This is a genomic window from Halodesulfovibrio marinisediminis DSM 17456 (assembly GCF_900129975.1).
Taxonomy (GTDB): domain Bacteria; phylum Desulfobacterota; class Desulfovibrionia; order Desulfovibrionales; family Desulfovibrionaceae; genus Halodesulfovibrio; species Halodesulfovibrio marinisediminis.
In genome coordinates this window covers 126,212-149,407 of sequence record NZ_FSRG01000008.1, presented here as the reverse complement: position 1 = coordinate 149,407, position 23,196 = coordinate 126,212, and the positions used below count along the sequence as shown (strand labels likewise).

Sequence of the window (23,196 nt, the reverse complement as noted above, 5' to 3'; positions counted from 1 at the left end):
TAACTTTAAACCTAATCAAAGAAGTTACTCCAATTGTTACTCACGACTTTGAGTACACGTCAACTTTCAGCATCTTACAAAACCGAACAAACAAAAAAAGGAAACCCTTGGTATACAAGGATTTCCTTTACAGCATCTTTCAAGAAAATTGTTCAGCGTGGCGGGCTATACAGGAGTCGAACCTGTGGCCTCTGCCTCCGGAGGGCAGCGCTCTATCCAGCTGAGCTAATAGCCCGTGGGCGATTAAGTAGACTTGAGCGCCAATGATGTCAAGTTATATAACGAGTTGTCATGCACTGACTGCTTAAAATGGTGTAAGGTAACAAAACGCGGAAACGGACATTGCATAGGGTGAGTGTAGAGTATGTGGAAGGATCGCGGGTGATTCATGATGTCTCGAGGTGTCTCGGATTGCATCAGGTGTGGCGTTAGAATTACATATTTGTCATTTTAAGCTATTTGAGCTACGAATATTTTGAACTTAGTACAACAAATGACAAAAAGAGAAGTGTATTTTTACAAAATTGTACAAGAAGGCAAAAAAATTTCATTTGCAGTTTATTTCGCTAGCACTCGCATAATTAGTTTGTTAAAGCCGCTTGCAAGGCAAAAAAGTATAGCGAATTTTCGCTCAACTGTTAATTTGTCTAGCCTGCGTTTTTTAATGTACACCGGAACTGAAATGTTTCGATAGTAAGTGAGAGTCATGAAAAAGATTGTTGTAGCAGTGACAGGTGCCAGCGGCATGCCGCTGTCTGTTACGCTGCTCAAAGAACTCGCCGCTACTTCTCAGGCTGAGGTACATCTTATTGTATCTGATGCAGCCAAGACAGTCCTTGAGCTTGAATCAGGGCTGGATCTCGATCAGCTTACCTCCTACGCAAACACTGTTTACACACAGCACGAATTCGGGGCAGCACCGGCAAGTGGTTCATGGCTGCATGACGGTATGATAGTGTGCCCTTGTTCAATGGCTTCTCTTGGTGCCATTGCTAACGGCATCGGCTCTAACCTTATACATAGAGCTGCTGACGTGACATTGAAAGAACGCAGAAAGCTTATTCTTGTTCCTCGCGAAACTCCGCTCAACCGAATTCATTTGCAGAATATGCTTGCCGCTGATGAAGCTGGTGCGCTTATTATGCCGCCTACTCCAGGCTTTTATTCAAAGCCTGAGACGATAGAAGATATTTGTACTCATTTGGTAGGTAGAATGCTCGATCATTTAGGCATTGAACATTCTTTAGTTAAACGCTGGAACGGCATGTAGCCGCTTCATCTTTAGCCGGAGGACAGCACATGCAGGAACTGCAATGGAATGGACACGCAAATTTTCAACTGAAGACTCCCTCAGCAACAATTTTAATTGATCCATTTTTTGAAGGGAATCCTTCTGCTGCTACTGTTTGGCAGAAGGCATCAAAGCCGGATGCAGTGTTCGTAACTCATGATCATGGAGATCATACTGGTTCAACAGTAGATATTTGCAGAGCCACAGGTGCAAAGCTTGGTGCTATTGTGGGCACGGCGGAACGGCTTGTAGAAGCTGGCGTTCCGCAGGAACAGGTTATTAATGGTATCGGTTTTAATATCGGTGGAACAATTGTGGTGGAAGGTGTTAGTGTGACCATGACACAAGCCTACCATTCTACAGAATCCGGTGCCCCTGTCGGGTACATTTTCCGATTGGATGACGGATACACCGTATATCATGCCGGTGACACAGGAATTTTCTCAGGAATGGAATTATGGGGGCGATTGTATGACATCGATCTCGCCCTGCTGCCGATAGGCGGCGTGTTTACAATGGACGCAAGACAGGCTGCACTCGCTTGCAGCCTGCTTAAGTGCAAGAGCGTGATACCGATGCACTGGGGCACCTTCCCCGTCCTTGACCAGAACACAAAAGATTTTGCTTACCAGTTGCAGAATTATGCTCCGGATTGTCGCCTCTACGACTTGAAACCGGGTGATACTTTGAAGCTTGAAAATACAACCGCTGCAGCCTGCAAATGCTAGCAGAGGTCAGACCACTGCATAGACTGGTATCGTGCAAGACAAAACGATGTCGATAAAAAAGAGTTGGGTAGTCTATCTTGTGCAATGTTCAGATGGTTCGCTTTATTGCGGCATAACAACCGATATGAACAGACGCCTTGGCGAACATAACTCGGGAAAAGGAGCAAAATACACTCGCTCCAGACGTCCCGTGTCCCTGATTGCTAGCGCCTTTGTTCCGGATCGGAGCACTGCTTCTAAGATAGAATGTAACATAAAAAGACAGCCCTCCGGCAAGAAAGTAGAAACTCTGAATAGGTGCGTCAGAGAGCTCGCTTCTTCTGCAGCGCAGTCATAAGATGCCAGTTAGTGCATAAGGAATTTTATTATGGAAAGATGTATTTTTTCTGAACTCCCTCTTTCTCCGGAGTTATTGAAATCCATTGAAGACATGGGATTTGAAGAAGCATCTCCTATTCAGGCTATGGCTATTCCTCACCTTCTCGAAGGTAAGGATGTAATTGGTCAGGCTCAGACCGGTACGGGTAAAACCGCAGCGTTCGGTATTCCAGTTTTGGAAAAAGTGGACGTGCGTCATAAATCTCCACAGGCAATCATTCTTTGCCCAACCCGTGAGCTTGCTATTCAGGTAGCAACAGAGATGAGCCAGCTTGCGAAACGTAAGCGTGGTTTGTTTGTTCTGCCAATTTACGGTGGCCAGCCAATCGAACGTCAGATCAAAGCTCTTCGTCGTGGCGTGCAGGTTATTGTTGGTACTCCGGGCCGTATTATGGACCACATGAAACGTGGTACCATTTCTCTTCAGGATATCAATATGGCTGTTCTTGATGAAGCGGACGAAATGCTCGATATGGGCTTCCGTGATGACATCGAGTTCATCCTTGAGCAGGTACCGGAAGAAAGCCAGACTGTATTCTTCTCCGCTACTATGCGTGACGAGATTTTGCAGCTTGCAAAACGCTTCCTTAAGACTCCTGAGTTCCTCAAAGTTACTCAGAAAGTTCTTACTGTTCCTAACATCGAACAGATCTACTATGAAGTTCGTCCGTTCCAGAAAATGGATGCACTCTGCCGTGTACTCGATGTATACAACCCGAAACTCACCATCGTTTTCTGTTCTACTAAACGCGGTGTAGACGAACTTACAGCAAATCTTCAGGGTCGAGGATATCAGGCAGACGGCTTGCACGGTAACTTGAACCAGACGCAGCGTGACCGTGTTATGAACCGTTTCCGTAAAGGCAACATCGAAGTGCTCGTTGCAACAGACGTAGCTGCTCGTGGTATCGACGTAGACGATGTTGAAGCAGTAGTTAACTACGATATTCCAAACGACGTAGAATACTATGTTCACCGTATCGGTCGTACTGGTCGTGCAGGTCGTATGGGTCGTGCATTTACTTTTGTTTCCGGTAAAGAATTCTGGAAGCTTCGCGATATCAAACGCTTTACTAAAGCTCGCATCGTTCAGCATCAGGTTCCAACCATTGCGGACGTTGAAAATGCGAAATCTAGCAAGCTGCTCGACGAAATCCGTGAGAACATCCACAAGCATGAGCTTGATCGTTACCTCACAATCGTTGACGACTTCATTCAGAACGAATTTGATGGCGACCTCACTACTGCTGAGATGGCAGCTGCTCTGCTTAAAATTCTCATGCATCGTGAACTTGGCGATACAATGCCTGAACAGAAGAAATCTTTTGGTGACACTGGTGCACAGGCTGGTATGGTTCGTCTGTTCATCAACGTTGGCCGTAAGAGCCGTATTGGCGCACGCGATATCGTAGGTGCTATTGCTGGTGAATCCGGTCTTCCTGGTAAAATGATTGGTGCAATCGATATCTACGATCGCTTCTCCTTCGTTGAAGTTCCAGAAGACTACGCACAGGAAGTTCTTAATGTAATGAACGGTAACCAGATTCGCGGCAATAAACTGTTTGTTGAACCTGCTTCCCGTCGTTAAGATTCCTTAATGATAGAAATGAAAAAGGCTGCCTTTGGGCAGCCTTTTTTTTTTGGTGTTATGGATGGGGTTGGGCGTGGGTGAAACGAGTTCAGTATCTACGTGTTGAGGGCGTGTTAGCGGTGTCCTATGCAGTTGCCGCAGCTTTTTTGGATGGTGATATCTGGGTAAGGATAACACCGCTTAATACCAGACCGCACGCTATGAATTGTATGAGTGAGAGGCGGTCTCCCAGAAAGGCAAAGCCCATAAGCATAGTAAACACAGGAATAAGGTTGGTGAAGCCTGAGGCCTGACCAGCAGGAACCTTACTTAACCCGTAGTTATACAGTCCGTATGCGACCATTGTTACAACGCTTGCAAGGTAGAGGACTGCGATAGTTGCGTCATGCGGAAATTCTGTCGGGATTGCTCCCGGAGTAAATGCAAGAAGCGGCAAAAAGAATATTGCGCCGACCCATGCCTGCAATGCTGTAATGAACAATGGCGAGTAGCGGTTGGAAAGACTTTTTGCAGTGACCATGTAGCCTGTGGCAGCTACCATGGCGAGTGTTTCCAATGTATTGCCGAGCAGTGGGTTTGGTGCGTTTTCAGTAGCTGTTGCCCCCCATGAGAGCATCGCTACACCTCCTGCTGCGAGAAAGAATCCGATCCAAACTCGTAGTGCCAGCTTTTCTTTAAGAATAAAGAATGCAGCAATAGCAACAAACACCGGAAGGGTTGCGACAATCATTCCTGCCTGTGTCGCAGATGTATATTTAAGCGCGTATGCTTCTAATACAAAGTAGAGGCAGGGTTCGCATAGCGCCATAAAGATAAGTTGCTTCCAGTCTTGTCGTCGGACTTTAAGACCACGAAAATTCTTCCAAAGAACAAGAAAGAGAAAGGATGCGATAGCCATGCGTCCAAACACAACAGCAATAGGCGAAAAGCCACTCACAGCAATCTTCATGGCGATAAAGGAACTCGCCCACAGAACCATAGCACCGAAAAGCGCCAAGGTTGGAAGAAGGTAGTCTTTACTAAACATTGTTTTGAAATCCTGAAAATAGAATCAGAAAGGAGCGGCTGCTGGTTATGAATAATCAGGGAACAGCCGATCGCAGTCGAGAGAAGGGGACAGTAGAGCAGTAATCCTTGCGGAGCACTGTTATTATTGTCCGCCCTGACATAGCCTCTAAAAAGTAAAAGTAGTAGTGGTTCTTTAAGCCGCTACTACATGCAGAACACTTTGTGAGTAGTCACTTTCGATTACGTTGTAAATCAGATAGTGACGGATTTTTATTGTTCTTGAATTGCAGAACGTCGCTGTGTTTCAGTAGGTAAATTTTCTGTTGTTTTCGGGCTGGTTCGTCGTTGGCTCATCCAGACTCCGGCGAGAACAAAAACACAGGCAGCATACTGTAACACGGTGAGGGTTTCTGAGAGGATAATGTGTCCGAGGCCAAGGGCAATAACTGGAATCAGGTTGCCGTAGGCAGATGCCTGAGCTGCAGGGACATGACGTAGACCGTAGTTATAGAAAAGGTATGCCCCAAAGCTTACAGCGGTTCCCAGGTACAGAATAGCCATCACGGCCTCTGGCTGTACGTTTGTCGGAATCGTCTCACCAGATAGTAAGAGGATTGGGAAAAAGAAGAGTGTTCCAATCCATGCTTGTAAGGCTGTCAGTGTGAAGGCTGAATATGACGCACAAAGGCGCTTGGCAGTCAAAATATAACCAGTGGCTGACAGCATTGCCATCATCTCAAAAAAGTTCCCTAGAAGTGGATTTGGAGCGGTTTCTGTGGCGATGCTTTTCATAGAGAGAAGTGCCACACCACCAATGGCGGTAATAAATCCAGTCCAGACAATTCTGGGCTGCTTTTCTTTGTACAGCAGGTAGGACCCTACAGCTACGAAGATAGGAACAATGGAGCAGATCATCCCCGCTTGTGAAGCTGATGTATATTTGAGTGCATGAGCTTCAAAGATAAAGAGGAGGCATGGTTCGCACAGTACTAGGAAGGCAAAGGTCTTCCAGTGGGCACGGGGGATTTTTTTTAATTCGATCCGATGCCATTGCGTAAGAAGCACAAGAGAGGCGATGGCCATACGGCAGAACACAACCAGCATTGGTGAAAATGCTACAATGGCATATTTCATAGCTACAAAAGAGCTTGCCCACAGTGTCATGGCAGCACAAAGGGAAATCTGCGGAAGCAGAGAAGAATGTTTTGTTATCATAAGCGTAGTGCGGTGTAGAATGCCGAGATCAAAGTAGCGTTAATAGAGTTCAGTACGTTGATAGAAACGGCGTACTGAATACTCCACAAGAACAAACAGTATTACAGGAACAATGAGGAATATGAGCGTTAGCGCGCTTGCCATGGCTCTGTCAGCCCCAGTGATGAAGGGGAACAGATAACCTGTAAACGACGGTACTACGCCGCCTCCAATGAGGAATACGAGATAGTAATCGGAAAAAGCCACCAGAAAGACCACGGAACCACCAGCAACCATGCTTGGGAGCAAGAGTGGAAAGGTTACGTAGCGTAGGCGCATCCATAAGGAAGCACCGAGGTTTTTGGCGCAGAGTTCGTATTCCTCGCTGTATGCCTCAAATCCTGAGATAAGGGCGCGAAACATGTACGGGTAGCTGAAAATAGTCAAGATCAGGACAACACCTAAGAATGTGTCTGCTAGTGAAAATTTAATGAATACGTGATGGATGCCCATGGAAAATGTCATTGCTGGAATCAATGCAGGTGTAAGCAGTATCCCTTGCAGTAAGTTTTTTCCGGCAAAGTGCACTCGGGCAATATGATAGGCCGGTAGTATGGAGAGTAGCAGCGCGCAGAAGGTTGTTGCCAGCGAGTAGAGTACGGAGACTCCAAGGTGCAAGGCGATAGAATTACTGTGCAGCAATATGGATTGTAATGCCTTGGTAGAGTATTCCGCAGGAACAATATCCGGCCACGTCCATCCTGGAGCAAACAGGGAAACAATAAGTACTACAGTGGGACCGGCAAAGAAGAGTACAAAGAACAAGAAGAGCATCTGGTGGCGTAGTTTGATTTTAGTCATTGATTTTTTCCGGACGTTTTGGGGCTACAGACCGAAGATAAAGTGTAAGGAACACAGTGGAAAAAAGGAAAATACCGATCAAAATCGCCATGGCTTGTGGGCGGTGGTAAAGTTCTTTTCTGAAATACATGTTGTATGCTTCAATGCTGAGCATGGCAGGCTGAGACCCCCCGAGTAGAAATGGGATTTCAAATGCACCGAACCCGACCAGAAACAAAATGCAGAACGTTGAGTGAAGAGTGCTGCTGATATGCGGGTAGGTGACGGTACGGAAAGCACGGAAATGTCCGGCACCAAGCATATAGGCAGTCTCCAGAAGCCGCATGTCTAAACGTTTAAGTGAGGCGTAGACCATAAGAAGGGCAAATGGAATTTGTTTGTATGTATACGCGATGATCATTCCCCACCCGTCTCCGCCGAATAGAATAGAAGGAAAATCTTGTGGTGTTTTGGTCAGTCCTGCATGGAACATGGCTGATGAAATGAGTCCTGATTTTGCCCAGAAAAAAAAGACAATGAAGCCTACAGCAAGATGCGGCAGAATAAGGGGGATTTTGTAGATAATTCCTGCCTGCTGCAATAAGGATGGCATTCTCCATAATCCCACTGCTAAAAGAGTTCCGATAGCAACGGAAAAGAGTGCAGCCAGACCGCCGACTTTGATGGACAGAAGAAACGACCGCAGCATATAAGGGGTCATCAATGCCTTGTAGCTATCGAGGAGACCGCCTTCATAGGGGAATGGCAGCCCCATTCCCAGTGATTGAAGAACGGCTAGTGCTATTCCACCTACAAAAAAGAGGAAAAAAGGAATGAGCAATGGCGATAAATAGCGTAAGTGCAATGAAATAGAATTATTAGACATGTGTTTTTGCTGCTGTAGATCATAAAGAAATTTTTGGTACCTTACAGAAACCGCGGCTAACGTACAATTTGAATGCAAGCTCAACAACCACTATATCACATTAGATATTTTTACACTAAAGACATAGGGCTATATGGAATCTCAATCAAATTCATGGATGAACGTATCTCTCTCAGCCGCAGTGGTTTCTGCAGGTAGCTTTATTTCTAGAATAGTAGGGTTGTTGCGTGATGTGCTGATAGCGTCTCTTCTAGGTGCAGGACCGATAGCTGACGCGTTGATTGTGGCTTTCCGTATTCCAAACTTGTTCAGAAAATTATTTGCGGAAGGTTCTCTTTCTTCCGCTGTTACAGCAACGGTAACGCGAGTGCGTGAAGCAGAAGGTGAGGCGAGGGCAGCATCGCTTGTCCGCACTTGCTTTCTTTGGACTGTTGGAATCTTTTCTTTGCTGCTGGTGCTGGCTGAGTATGGAAGTAAGACACTCGCCAGAGTTCTGGCTCCGGGACTATCCATGTCGTCTGCTGTCTTTGCTCATGCAGATGCACTATTACAAATGAGCTTGCCTTACTTTGTATGCATCGGCCTTGTGGCGTTGCTTTCAGGTGTGTTGCATAGCCGTAAGCAGTTTAATGCGCCTGCCTTAGCGCCTTTAGTTTTAAATTGTACGTTGGTGCTGGGTGCCGGAATTGCGTGGTTATGCTCGTTACCGGTGGCTGAAACTCTTTGTATATCTCTAGTGCTAGGTGGTGTCTTTCAGGTTCTTTTGCAGCTAATGTCTCTTCGTGATGGAAGTCTTTGGTGGGGGGATTGGAAGTTGCATGATCATCATGCCGTTGCTTTAGGGAAAAATGTCGTACCTACTGTTCTAAGCGGCGCGGTGTTCCAGCTTAGCGTTGTGCTCGTCACAATGCTTGCATCGTTTCAGCCTAAGGGGACTATTGCGAAGCTTTATTTTGCGGATAGGCTTGTGCAGTTTCCATTAGGACTGATCGGGGTAGCCATTGGTGTTGCCGTTCTTCCGGCGTTGTCTTCTCTCGCTGTTTCTAACGATAAACAAAAATATGGCGAAGTGTTGTCTTCTGCTGTGCAGTTTACGCTTTTTTTGTCACTTCCGGCTGCTGTCGGGCTGTATGTTCTGGCCTATCCTGTGTTTCAGTTATTTTTTGAACGGGGAGCATTTTCTGCTCTGGATGCTGCTATGGCTTCTTCCATGTTGCAGGCTTTTACTCTGGGACTTCCAGCATTTTCCATGACTCGCCCTTTGTTAAGTGGTTATTACGCAAGGCAAAACAGTCGTATTCCGTTGTTGGCAGGTGGGTGTAATCTGGTAATAGCTGTGTTTTTGGGAGCACTTTTTATGCAGTTTTGGGGCGGTGCAGGGCTTGCTTTTGCCGTTTCTTGCGGTGGCTGGGTGAATTGTATTTTGTTGTACATCTTACTGCGAAAAGAAGGGCTGTTAGCACAGCTGAGTAAGTGGAATCTTGTGTATGTCCTGATGAGTCTCGGAGTAGGCTTCATCTGCTGGCGGATGTTGCCGTTTGGAATTGCAGGACTGTTGAGTATTCCTGTGTTGGCCTTGGGATATATTATATTCCTGTATATTGGACGCAGCCCTGACGCGCGGTTACTTTTTTTAATGGTATTAAAAAAAGGACGTAATGTTTCTAACTAAGCTAAGTTATTAATTGATTAGAAAAATTGGCTGCGTTATTTAAAAAAAAGCGGTATCTTGCATTTTCTGTGTGTTTAATGGGACTATAATCAGGCGGTATTGCAATGCTGAAGCGAATGTTAAAGCTGCGCTTTTTTCCCGACAGCTATACGAAAAATTTTATTGCAGTCAGTATTCTATTAACTGCAATATTTCTTATTCTTTTCAATATCGCATACTACCTGTTCGCAATTGATCAGCGAAAACAAAATTTTGCACAGCATCACGTAGAGCATGTAAAGGTCTTGGCAACTCATTTGTCCAGCCCGTTAGGAGCGGGGCATATCGAAGAGGCTGACAAATTTATTCATGATGAGTTGGCTTACAAAAATACTGCAGGGCTTTTTTTATATGATGCTAAAGGCAATCTGATTTGCGGATCGTATAGAGGAAAAGAAGCCAAAGAAATTCCTTCCTCAGCATCGCCTGAGTATGTTGTAGATCTCCCCATTTATTACAACGATTCTCTTGTGGGCAGGATTGTGTCTATCGCAACCTTTGAGCCCCAACATCATCATTTTCTAAGTCTTTTTCTTCCCTCGGTAGCAGCTAATATCCTGGCGAGCTCTATCGTCGTACTAATGATCATTTTGCTTATTGTCAGAACGTTACTGCGCCCATTGCGGGCACTTTCCGATACTGCCCGTAGAGTACGTGAAGAGCGAACTTATGCCTTGCGGGCAAAGCGTGAAGGAATGGGGGAGCTTGCAGAATTGACAGATTCTTTTAACGGCATGCTTGATCATATCGAGGCTCATGACATGTTTTTGCACTCAGAGAGCCGTAATCTTGAAATGCAGGTACTTGAACGGACGTTGGAGCTCGAACAGGCCACAAAGGAAGCTGAGACAGCGAACAAGGCAAAAAGTGAATTTATCGCAAGTGTAAGTCATGAACTGCGTACTCCGATGAACGCAATTCTCGGTATGACAAATATGTTGCAAACAACTGATCTAAGCAACAAGCAGCGGGAGTATGCAGAAATAATAGCGTCATCATCGCAAAGCTTACTGCATCTAATTAACGGCGTGCTTGATCTTTCCAAGCTGGAAGCAAAAAAGCTGGAGATTGAAGAAACCAACTTTATTCTTCGTGATGTGCTTGATGAGCTTGCTATTATCTTTACTGAAAAAGTTGCTGTGAAAGAGATGGATCTGGTGATTGTCGTGGACGAAGGAGTTCCGGCTGTTATGCGGGGTGATTCTTTTCGGCTGAAACAGATTTTATTAAACCTTGTGGGGAATGCATTTAAATTTACAGACCGTGGCGCAATCGAACTGCATGTAGCCGTAAAAGATGGTATTGCTAAGCCGATTCAGATTCCTCATGCTCGAGAGAACGATGAAGTGGTGCAGCTCGCCTTTTCAGTAAAGGATAAAGGTATTGGTATTGCCAAGGAAGCGCAGAAGACGTTGTTTGATACCTTTGTGCAGGCAGATGGTTCTACATCTCGTCATTACGGAGGAACCGGTTTAGGGCTTTCCATTGTGGCAGAGCTTGTTTCACTTATGAACGGCTCCATTTCTGTAGATAGTGCTGTGGGTAAAGGTAGTATCTTTACTGTAGTATTACCGTTTGCAGTGGCAGAATATGAGCGTAAGCAGTTGTTACCATTGTTTTCCGGATGGCGTGTACTCGTTCTTGAGCCTTCCATTGCTGCGCGCGCAATGTGGCGGAACCTGTTTGCAGAACTGGACATGTTTGCTGTTGTACTTGGTACAGAAAGACAGGTGTTGCTTCAGCTTGAGCACCAGTCACAGAGGGCGGAATTTGATCTTGTAGTCTTGGGCGGCAAAGAATTACTGGAGATGACAGGTGCTTTGGTAAATTATCTTTGTGAGCATCCGGAACTCAAGGTGTTGATAGCTGCAAGGCTTGGAGATGAATCTTTGCCTGAGCGCGAGCGTGCTTTTACGCTGACGGGGTTTTTACGCCGTCCTGTTACTTTTGCCCAGCTTAAGGTGCAGATACTACGTGCTCTTGATTCCGACAAAAATGTGTCTTCTGGGGGGGCAATAGAAGCTGGTTGCCTGAAGGGACTTACTGTTCTTGTGGTTGAGGATAACCCTATCAACCAGCAGGTAATTCGTGAAATTTTGGAATACCTTGGCGTGACTGTAACCATTGCAAAAGATGGCAACAGTGCCATAGAACTGCTTTCAATTTGTGCGTACGATTTGGTGCTGATGGATATTCAGTTGCCGGGTATGGATGGATTTGAAACAACAAAACGAGTGCGGGAAGATCTAGAGCTTACAGAGTTGCCAGTCATTGCCATGACTGCACATGCCTTGAAGGAAGACAGAGAGAAAGCTGCGCAAGCTGGTATGAATGGATATTTAACCAAGCCGGTAGAACTGGATGCACTCGTACAGCTTTTGAAAGAACATGCCCCTAGACAACCGCAGCCAGAATCCTTTTCGCACGATATTAATGAGACGGGACAGCTATCGGCAGAATCATCGAATTCAAGAGTTGTGGACTACCCTGTGCTTCCTGATAATCTTCCGGGCTTGGCAATTGCAGAAGGTGTGGAAAGATTAAACGGCAAAAGCCGAATTTATCTTCTTGTGGTGAAAACCTTCTTTGAGACTTATGCGGATGCCGCTAAGGATATTCGAGCTCTTTTTGATGCCCGTGACTGGAAGGGGGTAGCCGGTAAGGCGCATACACTTGCAGGAGCCAGTGGGAATATCTCAGCAAAAGAGCTTTTTGCTTGTGCGGAAAAGTTGGAACAGTGTGCGAAGGCAGGAAAAGTAGATGTTGCCGTAATTGATGCGCTTGAGGAAGCTTTACAGACTGTTTGTGCTTCAATGAAGCGCCTTTTTGTTTTGTAGCTTTAAGCCCGAAGAGAAGACACAAAAAAAGCCCCGTACGATGTACGGGGCGTTCTTACTTGGATGGGGCGAATGAAGAGGATTGAACTCTCGACAACACGGGCCACAACCGTGTGCTCTACCAACTGAGCTACATCCGCCACAAGCAGGAATGGGTTCTATAGATTTCGAGCTTTCCGGTCAAGCATAAAATTCATTTTTTTTAAATTTATTGCTTCCTAGGGTAAGTCGGCTTATACGACCTTACATGAGAGGGAGTGATATTCGTTGTATAACCTAGAATGTCTTCCTAAATTCTAATCCCATGCATAGGGCTGATCAGCCTAATTTGTCTATCGTTGTAATAATAATGAGTTTGGGCAACCAGTAGGGATGCTTCTCATATATTGTTCCAGTCTCGTATCATACAATGATCAGACTATGCTTTTCGATCTAAATTTAGCAACACATTCTTCGTATTGGATACCCATTCAAGGGAGACGTATGGAAAAATTAGTTATTCAAGGTGGGGTTCCGTTAAAAGGAACAATCCGTGTCAGCGGTGCTAAAAATGCTGCATTACCGATTTTAATGGGCTCAATTCTTCTTGCTGAGCCAGCACGTTTTACCAACGTGCCTAACCTACGCGATATCCGCACTACTATTAGTTTGCTGGATATCCTTGGGTGCCCGGGTCGGTTTGCTGACGGGGTAGTTGAAACAGAAGGTTGCAATCCGAAACCTGAAGCGCCGTATGAGCTTGTAAAAACAATGCGCGCTTCTGTGTTGTGTCTCGGCCCTCTGCTTGCCCGCCTTGGTGAAGCTAAAGTTGCATATCCTGGTGGTTGTGCCATCGGTGCACGTCCAGTTGATTTGCATCTCTCTGCACTTGAAAAAATGGGCGCAGTCTTTGAAGTGGACTCAGGGTACATCATGGGGAGATGTGAAGGTCGTTTGAAAGGTGCGCATATTGTTTTTGAAAAAGTAACCGTAGGCGGTACAGAAAACCTGCTTATGGCTGCAGCACTCGCAGAAGGCGAAACTATTTTAGAAAACGCAGCCCGCGAGCCGGAAATTATAGATCTTGCTAACTTCCTTATTGCGTGTGGTGCAAAGATTGAAGGTCAAGGTTCAAGCGTTATCCGCATTCAGGGCGTTGAACGTCTGAAAGGGTGTGAATACGCAATTATGCCTGACCGAATCGAAGCCGGTACCTTTATGATTGCTGCTGCAATTACAAAAGGTGATCTGCTTCTTGAAAATTGTCCTGATGATGCCCTTGATGCTGTGATCAGTAAGCTTAAAGAAATGGGCGTTGAAGTAACTAAAGAAGAAAACGGAACTCGCGTAAAGTATACGGGTGAGCTTTCTCCTGTGGAAATTACCACTCAGCCGTATCCAGGTTTCCCGACAGATATGCAGGCACAGTTCATGGCGCTGATGTGTTACGTAGACGGAACCTCAATGGTGGAAGAAACCATTTTTGAGAACCGTTTTATGCATGCACCTGAATTGGCACGTATGGGAGCAGATATTCGTCCTGTCGGTCGTACTGCTCGCATTAAAGGTGGTTCTGTGCTGCGTGGTGCGCCGGTTATGGCATCTGACCTTCGCGCAAGTGCTTCCCTTGTTCTTGCAGGACTCGCCGCAGAAGGCGAAACACATGTGCAGCGTATTTACCACTTAGATCGTGGGTACGAGCACATTGAAGAAAAACTTATTCCTGTAGGTGCTCGAATTCAGCGCGTAAACGAAGATTAAGCGCATAAGGCCTGCAACCGGAAAGAGGGTGCAGGCCTTTTTTTGTTCTCTAAAGTGAACACTGTTTACATTAGTGCAGGAAAAGCCTTCCTTTTCCTGTTACCGCCTGAACGGCAATGTCTTTCAGGAAGCTAATGTTTGGTCGCATAAAATTTATCAGGGCTACCTTAAGACAAACTCTTGGCACATCACTTTGTCAGTGGTATTCCATGCGCGATGTTTCGCATCATCTTGCAATCCTGTCCGGATGAGTAGCAGTTTGTTCGCAAATCAACATATTGCAGAACTGGTGCTGTATTGTTTTGTTGACAGTTGTGAAAGATAGGTTGATTGCAGGATATATTTTTTCCGGAACATTGAGGGCATAAACCATATACCTTAGTGTTCTTGTCTCTCTTGTGTTGCTTTGCAATGAGGGACAGAATGGAAAAGGGGGAACCTGGCCGGCTCCCCCTTCTCTCAGAGTAAGGCACATCCGTACAGTACGTTGGACTGCACAGATGTGCCTTACTCTGAGCGCCCCTTTCCTGTTTTGGATCAGTGCGCTGTATATTTGAAATATGCGGCGTTTTTTTACGCCGTTTTTCTGTCTTTCAATCCGCGTTGAGCTGTTTTGAGAAGTGTTAAGCGTAGCTGTTCCAGCGTGTTATCTTCTAAGATCAGATCATGTTGTTCAAGCGTGTAAACCGCGTGGGAAAAGATGGTCTCAAGCTCTTTTTCCATATCAAAATCCGACATAAAGCGTGCCTTATCGTATATTGAGCCGATGTAGGTACTCATAATGTCGTTGGCAAGCTGTTGTGATTGCGGCCGAAGAGAGGTTTCCATGCCTAACGGTCTGCTGAGATGTACTTTCTTTTGCGCAGACCTGCGTATCTTTACGATTCCCCATATGGCTGCAAGTAACAGCAGCAACGCTGCTAGATAGCAGGAAATACTTTCGTCCATTGCATATGCAAGGTACGGAAGTACCAGTACTAGAATGCAGCAGAAATAGAGGACGATCTTGGATATGGACACGGTGTTACCAGCTTTGTTTATATAACTCCATGTAGGCTGTTGCCATCTTCATATCGGTAAATAGCTGAACACGCTTATTACCGCCTTCTACAAGGTTCGCACGTAGTTTCTCGTCCAGCATAAGATCGTGTAGAAGCTGTGCGAGCTTTTCATGGTCATGGTTCGGGAAGGTCAGTCCACTTTTCTGGTCTTCAACCAGTTCAAGATTGGACTCAAGGTCAGATGCCACAACTGGAAGCTGGCCTACCCATCCCTCTTTTATGACGCCTGATGAGCCTTCACCGTTTACGGATGGTACAGCCAATAGGTCGAAATACGGAAGCTGGTCGCGGGCATCCTGACGTCCCAGCAGGGCGATGTGGCTGCTGACTTCAAGCTCTTCAGCCAGTTCTTTTATTTCTCCGAACAGAGGGCCGTCGCCTACAAAGCGTGCTTCCCATGTTGGAAGGTCTTTGTATTTGATAAGCTCACCAAGTGCTCTTACAAGAACAACATGGCCTTTTTGTTCTGTCAGCGCGCCAATCATACCGATGATCATACGTTCGTCGTTACGATCTTTCTTGGCCTGATAGCGTGACGAATCAATTCCTGAATGAATGGTGAAAACTTTTTTGGAGTCGAGTTCTGGAGCAGATTCCAGCATGGTGTCGGAAATTTCCTGACTGACGCCCACAACGGCATCTGCGAGTAAATATTTTTTGCCGCTCCATCCCGTTTTAAGAGGGTATGAAACTCGGCGGGTGTGGATGAGGCGAAATGCGTCACCGCACATTTTTTTGATAATGGCACCAAGAGACGCGCTCTTTGCACAGTTTGTGTGGATTACCTGTGCACCATGTTTTTTCACGGCGCGGCGAAGTTTATATATGTTGCGTACGTCCCAGTCGGAGGCGCTGGAAAGAGGAATAATGGTTACCCCTTCCACTTCGGCTGCGTGTGTAAGTAATGGTGCGTTGGCAGGAGCGGCCAGCGTTACTGTGAATTCTTGAGAACGAGCCAGTGCCCGCGCCAGATAGAACACTTGCCATTGTCCACCGCGCATTTCTTTTCCGAGATCAAGCAACAAGATGTGCATACGTATTTTCCTGACTATCCAGCCCGACCCCTTTCCACGTGGATTCGTGCTGTGACGTTATTATTTCTAGTGAGGTAGCAGACTCCAGAGAGTCTTTTTGTCGATTAAGACGAAGTCGCACACTGTTTGCTGCTGGTTACTGCAAGTTTTTAAGGAGAAGAAACAACTAGTGTGCAGCGATGCGAAAAAATGTTCAAAACATACGTAACAGTACGTGAGAATGATATTTTTTTAAAGTAGTGTGGCAGTGTACGGAGGTGTCGTCAATCCGTTAAAAAGCCGGTGCCGTTAAAAATAAACAGCACCGGCTCTATATTATATCATGCATGCAAGCAGAGCCAGAGCCGATAGTACATGGTCGATGCATACTTTGCATGTCGGGACTATCGGCAGATAGTCACATGAGTTTGACTACAGTGGCAGTCCGTTTGCTTCCAGATCTTCTTTGAGAAGTTTTCTGATTTGTTTGGCAACAGGCCCCGGACGAACATCGTTGATGGGTTGACCTTCAAAGCGGACAACCGAGATACAGTCTGATGTTGTACCGAAAATGAGAACTTCTTTAGCTCGGTAAAGATCGTCCTCACGAACTGGGCTAAATTGAATTTTGATCTTGTCTTTCATCAATTCAACAGCGCGCATAATGGTTGTTCCCGCAAGCGCATTGGAGAATTCAGGAACAAGAAGTGTCCCTTCCTGAGTAACAAGAGCAACATTTTCTGTTGCACCTTCAGCAATGAAGTCGTCTGAATCAAAGCTGAACGGGATATCAAAGCCGCGTTCATCCGCTTCGCGCTTCATGAGCACATTAGGGATGTAGTTCGCACTCTTAACCCGCGCCATGTGCGCAGGTTTTGCCGGAATGGAGGAACGGAAGGCGGTTGCGCCTTTTTCAAACCATTCTTCCGGCTTCGGCTTGAACTTGTAGGCTATAATGTACAGGCTGCTTACCGGACATTCTTTCGGGTCGATACCGAATCCGCCAGGGCCGCGACCAATAATGATGCGCAGCAGACCGTCTTGTGTTTTTGCTGCCTTGGCGACGTCAACAGCAAGCTCTGTAAGCTTATCCCATGTACAAGGTGGCGACAGGTGCAGTCCCTTAACAGACTGTTTCATGCGCTCAATGTGCGCATCAAGCTGATACAGTTTTCCGTTTACCCATTTCATGTTTTCAAAAACGCCATCACCTCTGTGGGCAAGATGGTCGTCCATTGGCAGCAGCATCAGTCTCGGGTTTTTGCAAATACAGCCGATACGGTGCTCGTAAAAGGCCAGCACGTTGCGTTCTCCGGCTCGACGGCTGTTCAGGATTTTAGAAATGTACTCTTCTGTATCACATACTGTCGCCACGGTTGCTTCTCCTAGTCGAATACGGTTGTGTCTTTCACACCAAGAAGGTCGCGCTTAATCAGTTCTTCAGCAATCTGTACAGTGTTGAGGGCCGCACCTTTGCGGATGTTGTCTGCAACAATCCACATGTTCAGACCATTTTCAATGGATTCGTCTTCGCGGATACGTCCAACGAAGGTGTCATCCTGACCTGCAGCATCAATTGCCATTGGGTAGATTTTTTCACCCGGGTTATCAAGTACGGTTACGCCCGGTGCCTGAGTAAGGATAGCACGAGCTTCTGCTGGGGTAATCTTCTGTGCAGTCTCAATGTTTACGGACTCACTGTGACCGTAGAATACAGGGATACGTACACAGGTAGCAGTTACCTTTACGGAAGAATCGTTGAAGATCTTAACGGTCTCGTTAACCATCTTCATTTCTTCTTTGGTGTAGTCATTATCCATAAAGACATCGATCTGTGGAAGTGCGTTGAACGCAATCTGGTACGGGTACACTTCCGCTTCCGGCTGCTGCATGTTGAAAAGCTGACGGGTTTGTGTCTCGAGTTCGGTAATTGCTTTCTGACCTGAACCGGATACCGCCTGATATGTAGAAACAACAACACGCTTGATTTTAGCGGTGTCGTGCAGCGGTTTGAGCGCTACTAACATTTGGATAGTAGAACAGTTCGGGTTAGCAATAATACCGTTGTGCTTCTCGAGTGCTTCCGGGTTTACTTCTGGAACAACAAGCGGGCAGCGGTCATCCATACGCCATGCACTGGAGTTGTCTACAACAACACAGCCAGCTTTTGCGGCGATTGGAGCAAATTTTTCAGACGTGGAACCACCGGCGGAAAAGAGCGCAATATCAACGCCTTCGAAAGAGTCTTCAGTCAGTTCTTTGACTTTAAGTTCAGCACCCGCAAAAGGTACTGTCGTGCCTGCGGATCGTGCGGATGCGAGGGCAATAACCTCGGTAGCTGGAAAATCACGACCTTCCAATACGGAAAGCATTTCCCGCCCTACAGCACCTGTGGCACCGACAACGGCAACCACCAAACGATCTTTACTCATTTAAACTCTCCTTGAGCACATAGAAATTGGGTAATAGTCGACACAGTATACTACAGAAACCGCCATTTCTGTTTATGCTGCACCTTGATTTAATAAAAACTCAGCCATCTTCCGATCTATTTCATTGATATGATTAAACCACCAGTCAGTAAGGTAGTCTAAGAGCTCAGGAGTAATATCTGCTTTATCATTAAGATAATCCAGCAGGAATCCAATAGCATTGGAAAAGAATTCTCTATGTTGCTCCATGTGCCCATCAAAGTCTGGAATCTCTTCTCTGTACGCGCTCATTAAATCAGCTTCTGTGGCAAAATGCATGTGTGCGTAGTCATTCACTTTGTGAATAAGCGGGCTAAGAACGGTGTCTTCTTCTCCGTCCATATATGCATAGTACAGGGTATTAATAATCTGCGTAAGTTCAGCATGTTGTTCGTCAATTACAGCAATGCCGGTATTCATTGAAGAGTTCCACTCAAATGTCGCCATGCATATCTCCCGAATAGCATCCCTTTGGGAAAGGGCTAGGTGTTCCTTATCAATATACTTTCACGGCGAGACAATAGGACAACAATGGCAGTAATTCAATCAGTAATATAGAGTGATGGTATTAATAGCGATTTACAAGGTATGCGCCAGCTATAAGAAGCACTATTCCTAGTATACGCATAAGGGTTACTGGGCGGATTGTGTATCCGACAAGTCCGAAATGGTCGAAGACGACGGAACCGATAAGTTGTCCGCAGATAATAAGTGAGACCATTGCTAGAGCGCCGAGGCGGGGGGCAAGGAAGGTGAGTGTTGTGACTCCGACAGCCCCAAGAAGGCCGGCAAACCACGCGTACCAAGGAACAGTAGAAGTGGCGAAGGGGGGAATAGGGGTTTTGCTCATGTAGACGAAGAGACTTAATGCAATCGTCCCTACAAAAAAGGAAATGAGTGACGCGATGGGGGCGCTATGGCTCCAGTGCAGGTTTACCATGGCGTTCAGCCCCATTTGCAGGGGCATAAATGTGCCGACACAAAGTGCAAGAAACAGCAATGCGGTATGCATAAGCTTACCCCTCTTAGCGCGGTGCCTTTGGCTTATCTGCCACAAGTGAAAGAGCCCTCAGCAGAATTCGGGGCTCAACTGCGATGGTCGCGCTATGCTAGCGTGGATAACGCCTGCACGATGGGAATGTCTGCTTTTAGGAAATTGAGCTTAGAGGCTTCATGAGGCATAACCCATTGTACAGTATGTCCTTCCTGAGGGATAAGTGTACCTGTAAATGCGGTTATGTGAAAGAAAAGAAGCGTAACAATAAGCTCCTCGTACTCATGGGTAACTGTCTGCCAGTACTTCCATTCGGTAGGCGTAATGTTCAGCTCTTCCTGAAACTCTCGTACAAGTGCGGCTTCCGGTGTTTCGTCCGGTTCAATTTTACCGCCGGGGAATTCCCAGAAACCGCCGAATGGTGCATTGTCCGGTCTTCTTGCTGCAAGATAGCGCTTACCATCCCATACAATACCGGCAACGACTGTAATGGTTTTTTTCATGACTAGCTCGTGAGCGCTTCGCGCTGTTGTTCCAGTTCGTTAATCTCTATCTCGAGTTCGCCCATTTCTTCCATGAGTGCTTCACTGTCATTCTGGAGTTGTCCAAAACGTTTGAGTGCTTCCTGCATTTCTGCTGAGTTGGACACGAAATCAGGATCAGCCATTTTTGTTTCCAGTTCGCCTTGTTCTTCCAGCATGAGCATGAGTTTTTCTTCCATTTTCTCATATGTCTGCTGTTTAGGCTTTAGTTCTTTGTAGATGCGGTTACGCAGTTCAGCCTGCTCGCGTTTGAGGCGCTTTTGTTCTTCACGGCTTAAACCGCCGCTTGGAGAGCTTTCTTTATATTTGCCGCTGGCAAGGGCATTTTGCTCTTTCCGGTACTTGTCATACTCTTCAAAACCGCGTTCATGCACCATGAGACCTTTTGGAGAAAGGCTCCATAACTGGTTTGCTACTTCTTTTAAGAGGTAACGGTCGTGCGCAACCATCAGAATAGTGCCTTCGAATGACGCGAGTGCTTCGACGAGTGCTTCACGGGACTCAAGGTCGAGATGGTTAGTCGGTTCGTCAAGTACAAGGAAGTTGCAGCGCGAGAGGAACAGAATAGCCATCATCAGACGACTCTTTTCACCGCCGGATAATTCTCCGACAACACGCTCGAAGTAGCTTTGTCCGAGCATAAAGAGGCCAAGAACAGACATCAGTTCTTCTTCAGTTGTTTTCGGGTCGGAAAGACGACGAATTTCGCTGAGTACTGTGTTCTGTGCATTCAGTGTGTCCAGTTGATGCTGGGAGAAGTAGCCCATTTTTGCCTTGGATGCCATCATGATAGAACCTTGGTTCTTTTCCAGACGTCCGGCAATAAGTTTGAGCAGGGTGGATTTACCGCAGCCGTTAGGGCCAACAAGGGCAATCTTTTGACCACGGTACAGTTGAAATTCTAGGTCTGACCACAGGGTAACACCGTCAGGATAGGTGAACCGCAGGTCGGATACGCTGAGAATGAGCTTTTCTGCAGGGGCAGGCTCCGGCCATGCAAAGGCAAGCTGTTTGCGCTTGGTTTCGAACTTAATACCATCAAGTTCTTTCTGCAGGCGTTGTGCCATTTTCTGCTTGGAACCGGCCTGACGTGCTTTGGTCGCCTTAGCTTTAAAACGGCGCACAAAGTCCATGTTGCGAGCAATATCTTCCTGAAGCTTGGCTGCTTCACGTTCCTTTTGCGCTTCAAATTCTTCCTGAATCACGAGGAACTGGGAGAAGTTGCCTTTGCGGAACATTGGCTTGTTGCCGCCAAGGAAAAGCACATGGCTACCTACTTTATCCATGAAGATTCTGTCGTGCGCAACGAAGATAAGAACACCCTGATAATCCAGCAGGAAGTTCTCCAGCCATTCCACGGCGTCGAGATCCAGGTGGTTTGTCGGTTCGTCAAGAAGCAGAACATCTGCACCGGCGGTGAGTACTCGGGCAAGCTTTGCGCGTTCGCGCCAGCCACCGGAAAGCTCGCGCATAGGCTTGAGCCACTTATCTTCGCTGAAACCGAGACCAGTGAGAACAGTCTTTGCCCTGTGTTCAGGGTTGTGACCGTAAATCTGCTCAAGCTCTGCCTGACGTAGGCCGAGACGTTTCAGGGCGGCTTCATCTTGAGCCTGACTCGCTGCTTCCCATTCTTCCCAGAAATTATTCCAGTCCGGCAGAACTTCCAGCACCCAGCTGAGTAGAGGCAGGCCAAGAAGGGATTCGTCCAGTTCCTGTTGGACAAAGCCGAGGCGACATCCTTTTGGTAGCAGCACGCGTCCGGAATCAACGGACATGATACCGGCTACCATTTTAAGAAGTGTGGATTTACCGCACCCGTTGGGGCCGCAAACGCACAGACGGGTACCATCCGCAATATCCAGAGAGAATTTAGGGATGATTTCGTCGCCACCGAAGAATTTAGATATATTGTCTAATGTAATGCTCATAATTATCTCGCAAGATGGCTCAAATACCAGATGCTGTATGGAAACACCAGTAAGTTAATGTGTACTGTTTTTTATCTTGTATCTATCTGATATATAATGTTTTGTATTTGAGTTCTTGATGCCTTTTCGTATGCGTCAGTCTATGTGCAGATAGGGTTGGGATGGCATTGTTGCTTTATGGTTGCATAACTCGTTCATGATCAAGGAGTTGGGATATGATTCTTGGAGTAGAAGGAAGTCCGCGCAGAGGCGGTAATTCAGATGCGATGCTTAAGATGTTTTCTGCTGTCAGTGAGCAGGCTGGCACTCCTTTTTATAAAGCCCACTTGCGGGATTACAGATATGAGCCATGTGTGGGGTGCGAACGTTGCAGGAAAGATAAAATCTGTACGAAATTTAATGACGGCATGACATTGCTTTACCCGCGGATTCAAGAGGCTAAAGGATTGGTGCTCATCTCGCCTGTGCATAATTATAATGTGACAGCATGGGTGAAAGGGTTCATTGATAGGCTCTACTGTTTTTATGACTTCACGAATAGCCGCCCTAGAGGTTGGTCTAGCAGATTGGCAGGACAAGGCAGGAAAGCAGTTATTGGTGCTATTGCTGAGCAGGAGAGCATGGCGGATATGGGCATGACATTGGATGCTATGCGTATGCCGCTCGAGGCTCTTGGATTTGAAGTAGTTGCCGAGCTGGCGGTGTTAAATACCTTTGATGCTGGCGGGATAAAAAAGAACAGCGACGCTGTAGCTCGAATAGAAGACGCTGCTAAAAAATTGGTTGGGTCTGTAAGCAGCTAGTGATGTCATAGGGTTGTACCTCCACTACTGGCATAAGTTTGTCAGCTGCGTAAAAAGAGGAGAATTGTGTTGTTTCCAGAAGCCTTGGAAGCCGCACCGTTCTCCTCTTTTTCTTTGTTGTCCTGTTTGCTGGTGAACTTGGCGTATATTCTTTGGCGCACGTTTTGCAATTATCATCCT

Annotated in this window: 20 protein-coding genes and 2 tRNA genes; 8 read left to right on the top strand and 14 right to left on the bottom strand. The window is 46.4% G+C overall.

What is annotated here, in order from left to right; translation table 11 throughout:
* Positions 1-158: 158 nt before the first annotated feature.
* A tRNA-Arg gene (locus tag BUR09_RS15800) sits at positions 159-235 on the bottom strand.
* Between the two features lie 471 nt (positions 236-706).
* Between BUR09_RS15800 and BUR09_RS15795 the strand changes: the two genes are divergently transcribed.
* The 4 genes from BUR09_RS15795 to BUR09_RS15780 are packed head-to-tail and all read left to right on the top strand — an operon-like array spanning position 707 to position 3,985.
* The gene (locus BUR09_RS15795; protein WP_074217913.1) at positions 707-1,270 is read left to right on the top strand and encodes a UbiX family flavin prenyltransferase; all 564 of its coding nucleotides are present in this window, start codon (positions 707-709) and stop codon (positions 1,268-1,270) included.
* 29 nt (positions 1,271-1,299) lie between these two features.
* Positions 1,300-2,019: a metal-dependent hydrolase gene (locus BUR09_RS15790; RefSeq protein ID WP_074217912.1), complete on the top strand. Its 720-nt coding sequence runs from the start codon at positions 1,300-1,302 to the stop codon at positions 2,017-2,019.
* A 46-nt stretch (positions 2,020-2,065) separates the two neighbouring features.
* The gene (locus BUR09_RS15785) at positions 2,066-2,356 is read left to right on the top strand and encodes a GIY-YIG nuclease family protein (protein ID WP_074217911.1); all 291 of its coding nucleotides are present in this window, start codon (positions 2,066-2,068) and stop codon (positions 2,354-2,356) included.
* Positions 2,357-2,386: 30 nt separating this feature from the next.
* Positions 2,387-3,985: a DEAD/DEAH box helicase gene (locus tag BUR09_RS15780; protein WP_074217910.1), complete on the top strand. Its 1,599-nt coding sequence runs from the start codon at positions 2,387-2,389 to the stop codon at positions 3,983-3,985.
* A gap of 127 nt (positions 3,986-4,112) precedes the next feature.
* On the opposite strand, the gene BUR09_RS15775 is transcribed toward BUR09_RS15780, so the two are convergent.
* From BUR09_RS15775 to BUR09_RS15760, 4 genes are all read right to left on the bottom strand, one after another.
* Entirely contained in the window at positions 4,113-5,015 is a 903-nt protein-coding gene (locus tag BUR09_RS15775) for a DMT family transporter (RefSeq protein ID WP_074217909.1), read from the bottom strand.
* A 251-nt stretch (positions 5,016-5,266) separates the two neighbouring features.
* Positions 5,267-6,211 (bottom strand): DMT family transporter, encoded by a 945-nt coding sequence (locus tag BUR09_RS15770; RefSeq protein WP_074217908.1) that lies wholly within the window; start codon positions 6,209-6,211, stop codon positions 5,267-5,269.
* Positions 6,212-6,250: 39 nt separating this feature from the next.
* Positions 6,251-7,051 carry an ABC transporter permease gene (locus tag BUR09_RS15765; RefSeq protein WP_074217907.1) on the bottom strand — a complete coding sequence of 267 codons (801 nt, stop codon included), beginning with the start codon at positions 7,049-7,051 and terminating at the stop codon, positions 6,251-6,253.
* On the bottom strand, positions 7,044-7,916 hold the full coding sequence (locus BUR09_RS15760; protein ID WP_074217906.1) for an ABC transporter permease: 873 nt from the start codon (positions 7,914-7,916) through the stop codon (positions 7,044-7,046). Before BUR09_RS15760 ends, BUR09_RS15765 begins: the two co-directional genes overlap by 8 nt.
* Positions 7,917-8,049: 133 nt before the next feature.
* Here BUR09_RS15760 and murJ point away from each other — a divergent pair, with 133 nt between their 5' ends.
* Together murJ and BUR09_RS15750 are read left to right on the top strand one after the other, a co-directional pair.
* Positions 8,050-9,588, top strand: a complete 1,539-nt coding sequence (murJ, locus tag BUR09_RS15755) for a murein biosynthesis integral membrane protein MurJ (protein WP_084539528.1) — start codon at positions 8,050-8,052, stop codon at positions 9,586-9,588.
* A gap of 104 nt (positions 9,589-9,692) precedes the next feature.
* A complete protein-coding gene (locus tag BUR09_RS15750; RefSeq protein WP_074217904.1) occupies positions 9,693-12,464 on the top strand; it encodes a hybrid sensor histidine kinase/response regulator in 2,772 nt (923 codons plus the stop codon).
* A gap of 64 nt (positions 12,465-12,528) precedes the next feature.
* On the opposite strand, the gene BUR09_RS15745 is transcribed toward BUR09_RS15750, so the two are convergent.
* Positions 12,529-12,604: transfer RNA gene (locus tag BUR09_RS15745), tRNA-His, on the bottom strand.
* A gap of 343 nt (positions 12,605-12,947) precedes the next feature.
* On the opposite strand from BUR09_RS15745, the gene murA reads away from it, so the two are divergent.
* Positions 12,948-14,204, top strand: a complete 1,257-nt coding sequence (gene murA, locus BUR09_RS15740) for a UDP-N-acetylglucosamine 1-carboxyvinyltransferase (RefSeq protein ID WP_074217903.1) — start codon at positions 12,948-12,950, stop codon at positions 14,202-14,204.
* Between the two features lie 573 nt (positions 14,205-14,777).
* On the opposite strand, the gene BUR09_RS15735 is transcribed toward murA, so the two are convergent.
* From BUR09_RS15735 to BUR09_RS15700, 8 genes are all read right to left on the bottom strand, one after another.
* Positions 14,778-15,224, bottom strand: a complete 447-nt coding sequence (locus BUR09_RS15735; RefSeq protein WP_074217902.1) for a hypothetical protein — start codon at positions 15,222-15,224, stop codon at positions 14,778-14,780.
* A 4-nt stretch (positions 15,225-15,228) separates the two neighbouring features.
* On the bottom strand, positions 15,229-16,299 hold the full coding sequence (locus tag BUR09_RS15730; RefSeq protein ID WP_074217901.1) for a glycosyltransferase family 4 protein: 1,071 nt from the start codon (positions 16,297-16,299) through the stop codon (positions 15,229-15,231).
* A 411-nt stretch (positions 16,300-16,710) separates the two neighbouring features.
* Positions 16,711-17,652 (bottom strand): aminotransferase class IV, encoded by a 942-nt coding sequence (locus BUR09_RS15725; RefSeq protein ID WP_074217900.1) that lies wholly within the window; start codon positions 17,650-17,652, stop codon positions 16,711-16,713.
* An 11-nt stretch (positions 17,653-17,663) separates the two neighbouring features.
* On the bottom strand, positions 17,664-18,710 hold the full coding sequence (locus BUR09_RS15720; protein ID WP_074217899.1) for an aspartate-semialdehyde dehydrogenase: 1,047 nt from the start codon (positions 18,708-18,710) through the stop codon (positions 17,664-17,666).
* Between the two features lie 72 nt (positions 18,711-18,782).
* Complete coding sequence (locus BUR09_RS15715) at positions 18,783-19,196, bottom strand: bacteriohemerythrin (RefSeq protein WP_074217898.1); 414 nt, start codon at positions 19,194-19,196, stop codon at positions 18,783-18,785.
* A gap of 121 nt (positions 19,197-19,317) precedes the next feature.
* Complete coding sequence (locus tag BUR09_RS15710; RefSeq protein WP_074217897.1) at positions 19,318-19,761, bottom strand: DMT family transporter; 444 nt, start codon at positions 19,759-19,761, stop codon at positions 19,318-19,320.
* A 92-nt stretch (positions 19,762-19,853) separates the two neighbouring features.
* The gene (locus tag BUR09_RS15705) at positions 19,854-20,246 is read right to left on the bottom strand and encodes a (deoxy)nucleoside triphosphate pyrophosphohydrolase (protein WP_074217896.1); all 393 of its coding nucleotides are present in this window, start codon (positions 20,244-20,246) and stop codon (positions 19,854-19,856) included.
* A gap of 2 nt (positions 20,247-20,248) precedes the next feature.
* Positions 20,249-22,213 carry an ABC-F family ATP-binding cassette domain-containing protein gene (locus tag BUR09_RS15700; protein ID WP_074217895.1) on the bottom strand — a complete coding sequence of 655 codons (1,965 nt, stop codon included), beginning with the start codon at positions 22,211-22,213 and terminating at the stop codon, positions 20,249-20,251.
* Positions 22,214-22,428: 215 nt separating this feature from the next.
* Between BUR09_RS15700 and BUR09_RS15695 the strand changes: the two genes are divergently transcribed.
* Positions 22,429-23,016 (top strand): flavodoxin family protein, encoded by a 588-nt coding sequence (locus BUR09_RS15695; RefSeq protein WP_074217894.1) that lies wholly within the window; start codon positions 22,429-22,431, stop codon positions 23,014-23,016.
* Positions 23,017-23,196 lie beyond the last annotated feature (180 nt).